At 60.0% G+C, this 6,000-nt stretch carries 4 protein-coding genes; 2 read left to right on the top strand and 2 right to left on the bottom strand.

Annotated features, from left to right (window positions below):
- Positions 1-359: 359 nt before the first annotated feature.
- Positions 360-833, bottom strand: a complete 474-nt coding sequence (locus IVB32_RS24950; RefSeq protein WP_018454364.1) for a helix-turn-helix domain-containing protein — start codon at positions 831-833, stop codon at positions 360-362.
- 126 nt (positions 834-959) lie between these two features.
- Here IVB32_RS24950 and IVB32_RS24945 point away from each other — a divergent pair, with 126 nt between their 5' ends.
- A complete protein-coding gene (locus IVB32_RS24945) occupies positions 960-1,934 on the top strand; it encodes a zinc-dependent alcohol dehydrogenase family protein (RefSeq protein ID WP_018454363.1) in 975 nt (324 codons plus the stop codon).
- 106 nt (positions 1,935-2,040) lie between these two features.
- Complete coding sequence (locus IVB32_RS24940) at positions 2,041-2,760, top strand: hypothetical protein (protein ID WP_018454362.1); 720 nt, start codon at positions 2,041-2,043, stop codon at positions 2,758-2,760.
- A gap of 334 nt (positions 2,761-3,094) precedes the next feature.
- Here IVB32_RS24940 and IVB32_RS24935 read toward each other — a convergent pair whose 3' ends face one another.
- Positions 3,095-5,416 (bottom strand): mechanosensitive ion channel domain-containing protein, encoded by a 2,322-nt coding sequence (locus tag IVB32_RS24935; RefSeq protein WP_018454361.1) that lies wholly within the window; start codon positions 5,414-5,416, stop codon positions 3,095-3,097.
- Positions 5,417-6,000: the final 584 nt, after the last annotated feature.

Genomic DNA, 6,000 nt, shown 5'->3' with positions numbered 1-6,000 from the left:
CGCCGCCCCAGCAGTGCCCATATTGCCGAAAGCAAATCCTTGAAAAACAGCGGCGAAAACACATTCTGCCAAAGTAGTGTTAGGACATGTACTCATAAACTCGCGCTGCACTTCGTCTGAGGTCCACTCTGCCTCCGATACCGGCCGCGTTGGCGCACCTCACCCTAGGTCCGAGTTGGGCCATGTGTGGAAATCGCGTGGGGCCCGCTCAGCTGGCGTTAGTGCTTCATTGGCGCGTGTCCGACCGATGATCCGCAGGCTCGGCAAATCGCACGATGGGACCCCGCCTGCTCAATCGCTCAAGAACTTCTTTCTTACTTTCAGCAAGCCGATCAACATTATTGACCACAAACGTGTGATTACCTCCGCACTACTGGTCGCACCCGCTCCACTGGGACATGGTCGCCGTTTTTGCTGACGACCTTCAGAAACACTTCTTCCCGAGTCGCTTTGTCGATCATGCGGGCAGATCCTTTGCCGAGATGCTCATCTCCCCATTGGCTCAATGCCATCAGCACAGGCAATAGCTTGATGCCGGCTTTGGTGGGTTCGTATTGATAGCGCTTTCGCGCCCCCGGCTCCTTGTAAGGAGTTTTTTCAAAGATTCCGTACTCAACAAGTTTTTCCAGGCGCTCAGACAGCACCGCTCTTGGTATGCCCAAAAACGTTTGAAAGTCCTGGAAGCGGCGAACCCCCCATGAGGCCTCGCGCAAGATCAACAAGGTCCAGGTTTCACCAACAATCTCGAGCGTTCGCTTGATGGAGCAGTTGTTTTTTAGCTCCAACATCAAGCGAAGATCCAGCTCGGGCGAATGCGCTTTTTCTGAGTTCATTTTTCATACACAGGTTGACGTTAATGACAGTTCGTTATATGAACTTAGCATGGTTTGGCGTCGAGCGGTCAGGGAACCGTAAGATTACTTGGCGGAATGAGCCATACAGCTCTCGCGGAGGGGACAATGAAGTTTCTGCAAATGTCTAAGTTTGGCAAACCCACCGAGGTGGTTGAAGTTGTCGAAAGCGATCCACCCCCACCGCCGGCAGCAAATGAAGCCACGGTCGCGGTCGAATACTCAGCGATCGGACTTGCTGAACTTCTGATGATCCGTGGCATGTATGCGATCAGGCCGCAGCCGCCCGCGCCGCTCGGGAACGAAGCTATTGGCCGCGTTGTCGCCGTAGGAGCCTCGGTTAAAAATGTAAGGACTGGCGATCGTGTGGCCATTCCGATCGGGCTTCCCGTGTGGAGACAGGCCATCACGGTGCCGGCCACCGATCTCATCGTCTTGTCTGAGCAAGCCGATCCCCAACAGATGTCAATGCTTCGGATCAATCCGCTCACAGCGGCATTGCTCCTAACCGAGTATGTCGAACTCGGCAAGGACGACTGGGTCATCCAGAACGCCGGCAATTCCGGTGTGGGACGCAGCGTCATTGCGTTTGCAAAGGAGTTCGGACTGCGCTCGGTAAGCCTCGTGCGCAGACCCGAGCTGGTGGATGAGCTGAAGTCAGCCGGAGCTGACGTCGTCCTTGTCGATGGACCCGACGTTGTGAAGCAGGTCGCAGCGGCGACCGGCAAGGCTAAAATCAAGCTGGGCATCGACGGCGTGGGTGGCGAGTCCTCGCACTCGGTAGCGTCTTGCCTCGCGTCGAACACCAAGATGGTCGTCTATGGCGGCGTCAGCGGAAAGCCCGCGGCCATGAGTCCTCTGAACATCATTTTCAAGCAGATGACCCTGGAAGGGTTTTGGCTGGGATTTCCGCGCTTTCGAGATGCACACGAAAAGCTTGCGGCTCATACGCGGACAGCCGAGCGACTGATCGCCGAAGGCAAACTGCACGTTCCGGTCGCCGGCGTTTATTCGCTCGAGCAGGCAACTCAGGCCATGGCGCATGCGCAAAAAGGCGGGAAAGTCCTTCTGAAACCCAACTAATGGATGATCAACGGTCAGGCGCCCTGAATTCTAAGCGCCTGAAACCGCAGCTAGTGCGATATCGAAAGCGATGGCCCTAATTCCAATAGGGCGAACCGGAGGACACATGACTGCTCTTTTAGATCTGGTGCTTGAGTCTCACGGAACTCTTGAACGATGGCGAAAATTCAACGCGATCGACGTGAACCTCTCGATGCATGGTTCGCACTGGACTAGAAAGGGATGGGATGGTGTCTTCGAAAATGTTCAATTGAAGGCGCAAACGAAAGAACAGCGAACTTGCTTTACGCACTTTACCGAAGAAGGCGTGCAAAGCATCTACGAACCGGATCGTGTTCGGCTAGAGACAATCGACGGGAAGCTTATCGAGGAGCGCGTACATCCAAGAAATGCGTTTGAAGGACATACTCTTCAGACGACGTGGGATAGGCTGCATCTGGCTTACTTTACCGGGTATGCACTTTGGAATTATCTGAATACTCCATTTATGTTTGTCACTGAGAGTGCCAAAGCGGAAGAGATAGACCCGGCGACCGACCAAGGCACGGTACGCCGGCGGCTCAAGATCACTTTTCCCGAGAAGGTTGGAACTCACTGTCCGGACCAGATATTCCACGTCGATGAAAACGGGCTCATCGCTCGTTTGGATTATACCACACTCGTGGCAGGTGGTGCTCCAGCCGCGCACTACATGTCCGAGTACAAGAACATTCAAGGGATTATGATGCCAACCAAACGGCGCGCGTTCAGGAGAAACCCGGACGGAAGTATAAATACCGAATCTGTCCTCGTCGGTATCGATATCTCTGCAATTGCTTTGACTTAAAAAAGCATTCAGACGGCAGGAAGCACGCAAGCAAATGGGTACCCCCCGACTGCCCCATGGCGCGCGCCGTGGGTGTCATCGGCGATTGGGGTAGACACAATCGACTTGAGGAGCGCGTACATCCAAGAAAAACGTTTGAAGGACACGCGCGAGTACGTTCATGGCGTGGACACAAACGAACTTAAGGGCAAGGCGGGGCCAAAAGGCGCCACCTCCTCTGTTCTGAGTTATCGTTGGCATGCCGACTTCCGGTTTGGATCACGAGCCGCCGATCACACGTAAGGTCGGACACTTCCGCTTTCGATTGGCAAGCCGACGTTTATGGACAGACTCTCTAGCCGACCGCTCGCCTTGGCGTCAGATGAGCGGCGCCATCAGCCGGCGGCGCGATGTGCATCAGGATGGTCTGGGTGGCGGATGCGACCTCGATGCCGTTGTGCTGGAAACGCTGCTTCATGCGGCGGTTGAATTCGCGCTGCACCGGCCAGCGGCCGGCCTCGGTGCAGCGGATCTGGCCGACGATCGACACCATGGCGCCGTCGACCTTGTCGATGCCCCAGAGCTCGAGATCGCCGCGGATCAGACTGCGGAATTCCACCTCGCGGCGCATCTCGTCGACGATGTCCTTGAGGATCTGGCCGGCGCGGTCGGTATCCTCCTTGTAGGCGACGTTGACGCTGACGGACGCATTGCCGGCGCCGCGGCTGGCATTGGTGATAGTCGTGACCGCGCTGAACGGCACGATGTGCACGGCACCGTCGCCGGCACGAAGCCTGATCGTGCGGATCGAGACGTTCTCGACCACGCCCGATAGCCCGGACACGCTGACGCTGTCGCCGACCTGGACGGTGTTCTCCAGCAGCAGGAACAGGCCGGTGATGAGATCCTGCACCAGCTTCTGCGAGCCGAAGCCGATGGCGATGCCGACGATGCCGGCGCCCGCCAGCAGCGGCGCGACGTTGACGCCGATCTCGCTGAGCGCCGTGAGCCCGACGACAGTGGCGATCACGCACAGCAAGGCCGTGCGCAGCATCGGCTGAAAGGTCCGCAGCCGCGCGGCCCGGGCATAGTGCCCATCGCGCGACAGCGTATTGATCTGGCGGTCCAGCAGCGCGTTGCTGGCTTCCCAGATCGCAGCTGCGATGAACACGGCAAGTCCGATCGTCACCACCGCCGAGATCAGCCGGCTGCCGATCTGGCCCCCATAAAACCATACGATGGCGTCGACGCCCCAGACTTCGAGCACGGCCACCAGGCCGATGAAGGCGATCACGCCGGATACGATCTTGCGCAGCAGCGGCAGGTAGCGGTTGGCGCGGATCTCGAGGCCCGGAAAGCGCTGGAGGATCTCGGGCTTGATGCGGAAGCCGCGGTCGATCAGGCCCAGCGTCAGCATGATGGCGACACGCGTGATCAGCGCCACCGCGATGGTGCCGACGAAATATTGCAGCAGCAACGAATAGCCGTTGCGAATGTTCAGCGCCCACACGGCCCACAGCGCAAGGTCGAGCGCGATGGCGAGATAGTGCCAGCCGCCCGCGATGCGGTTGCGCAGTCGCGCCGCGATCCCCTGCCGGTCGGCCGGCGCGCGGATCGCTTCGGCGACCTGGCGGCGGCATTGCAGGATGATGACGACGATGAAGAGATGCACGACCAGCATCACCATGCGCAGGAGCGCGGCGTAGCCGCCGCGATGCAGGCCGAGCAGCAGCGCCACATTCGCAAAGGCGATGCCGGAGACGCCGACACCGACGATACGGCGCGCCCAGATCTCGATATAGGCGGCGGTTTCGGCCTTGACCGGAAACAAGCCGAACGGTCCCGCCAGCACACGGACCACACAGAAGAGCCCGCGCGAGAACGCATAGGCGTTGACGACGGCGAGGATCACGAGACGGACGGTGGTGGGCCCGCCGATCTCGGTGCCGAGCAGCGCCGTGGCGACGCCGACAAAGACCAACACGGGTAGCAGCTCGAGCAGGAAGCGTCCCAGCACGAGCGGCAGCCGCAGCATGATTTGCCAGGCCCGCGCCAGGCTGTGGCGGCGCATGTGCAGTTCGGGCGCCGGGGTGACATCGGCCACGGATGACGGCGGATCGGCAATGGGCAACACCTGCACCGGCAGACGCGCCGTTTGCGGCATGCGCCCTTCCAGGAACACGACGGGGCGGCGGATCAGACGGAAGATCACCCATTCGGCGCAGAAGGCGCAGCCGAACACCAGCGCAAGCTTCCAGGCGATCTCGATCAGGAGATTGTAGGCCGCGGGATCGTTCGCGGTCCGCACGATCCAGTAATAGAACGCCGGGAAGTGCGTGAGCGTCCTGGCCATATCGGCGACGTCTCGCGAAATCTCGCCGATTTCCTCGGACACGGTGAGCATGAGCTGCGCACCGAGGCCGTCGGCCGCGAGCGGGATCGGCGATTTTGGCTCGGGCGCGGGCTGCTGTGCACCGGACGCATTGGCGATCGCGCGCAGCGTGTCGATCATCTGCGCGCGCTTCTTGTCGTCCTGCAGCGTTTCCAGCGCGCGCTTGGCCTCATCGGGCGACAACGCGGCAGCGCTACTCGTCGGCGGCGCGGCGCGGGCGCAGGAGAGAGATGAGATCGCGATCAAGAGCGCGGCGAGAAGCGCGGAGGCAAGCTTATGCGACACGAGGGATCCCTGGGAAAATGAATGCGACGGCGACGTCGGGCTCGTCACCGCCGAAGCACATGCATCATGTCGGATCGACGCTATTCGCCCGGGCGCTGTGTCGGAAGTTGGCCAATGAGGCGACATTCTCTTGGCATTTGCCGCGGTGCAGTAAACGGGAACCGCGGTCTCAAGGCAGGACGTGCAGCGATCGGAATGCAGGCACGCGGCTGGAAGCTCAACCGCGGCCATTCTTCGAGACGCCCGCCTGCGGCGAGCCCTCAGGATGAGGGATGAATATGCGGCAACATTTCAACGCAGATGGATGCAGCTGAGCCTCATCCTGAGGAGCCGCAGAACGCGGCGTCTCGAAGGACGAGGCGCTCGCTCAGGCGCCGCTGAGACGTCATATGCGACAGCCCTGATATGCGACAGCCCTCCGTCATTCCGGGAGTCGGCCCGGAATGACGGCCGTGAGGAGGAGGAAGAGAGAAGCACGATGTCAAAAGCACGGCGGCCGCGTCACGGCCCTCCGACGTGGATCGGTGTGCAATCGATGTGATGCACAATACAGCGCCGGGCAGGTAGGGGCTATGCCACACTGA

The sequence above is a fragment of the Bradyrhizobium sp. 23 genome, assembly GCF_023073295.1.
GTDB lineage: Bacteria > Pseudomonadota > Alphaproteobacteria > Rhizobiales > Xanthobacteraceae > Bradyrhizobium > Bradyrhizobium canariense_D.
Note: the sequence above shows the minus strand (reverse complement) of the source record. Positions and strands in the feature narration are given on the sequence as shown.

Excerpts from the sequence above, each read along its gene's own strand:
- IVB32_RS24945 (WP_018454363.1), top strand. The coding sequence starts at position 960 with ATGAAGTTTCTGCAAATGTCTAAGTTTGGCAAACCCACCGAGGTGGTT.
- IVB32_RS24950 (WP_018454364.1), bottom strand. The coding sequence starts at position 833 with ATGAACTCAGAAAAAGCGCATTCGCCCGAGCTGGATCTTCGCTTGATG.
- IVB32_RS24940 (WP_018454362.1), top strand. The coding sequence starts at position 2,041 with ATGACTGCTCTTTTAGATCTGGTGCTTGAGTCTCACGGAACTCTTGAA.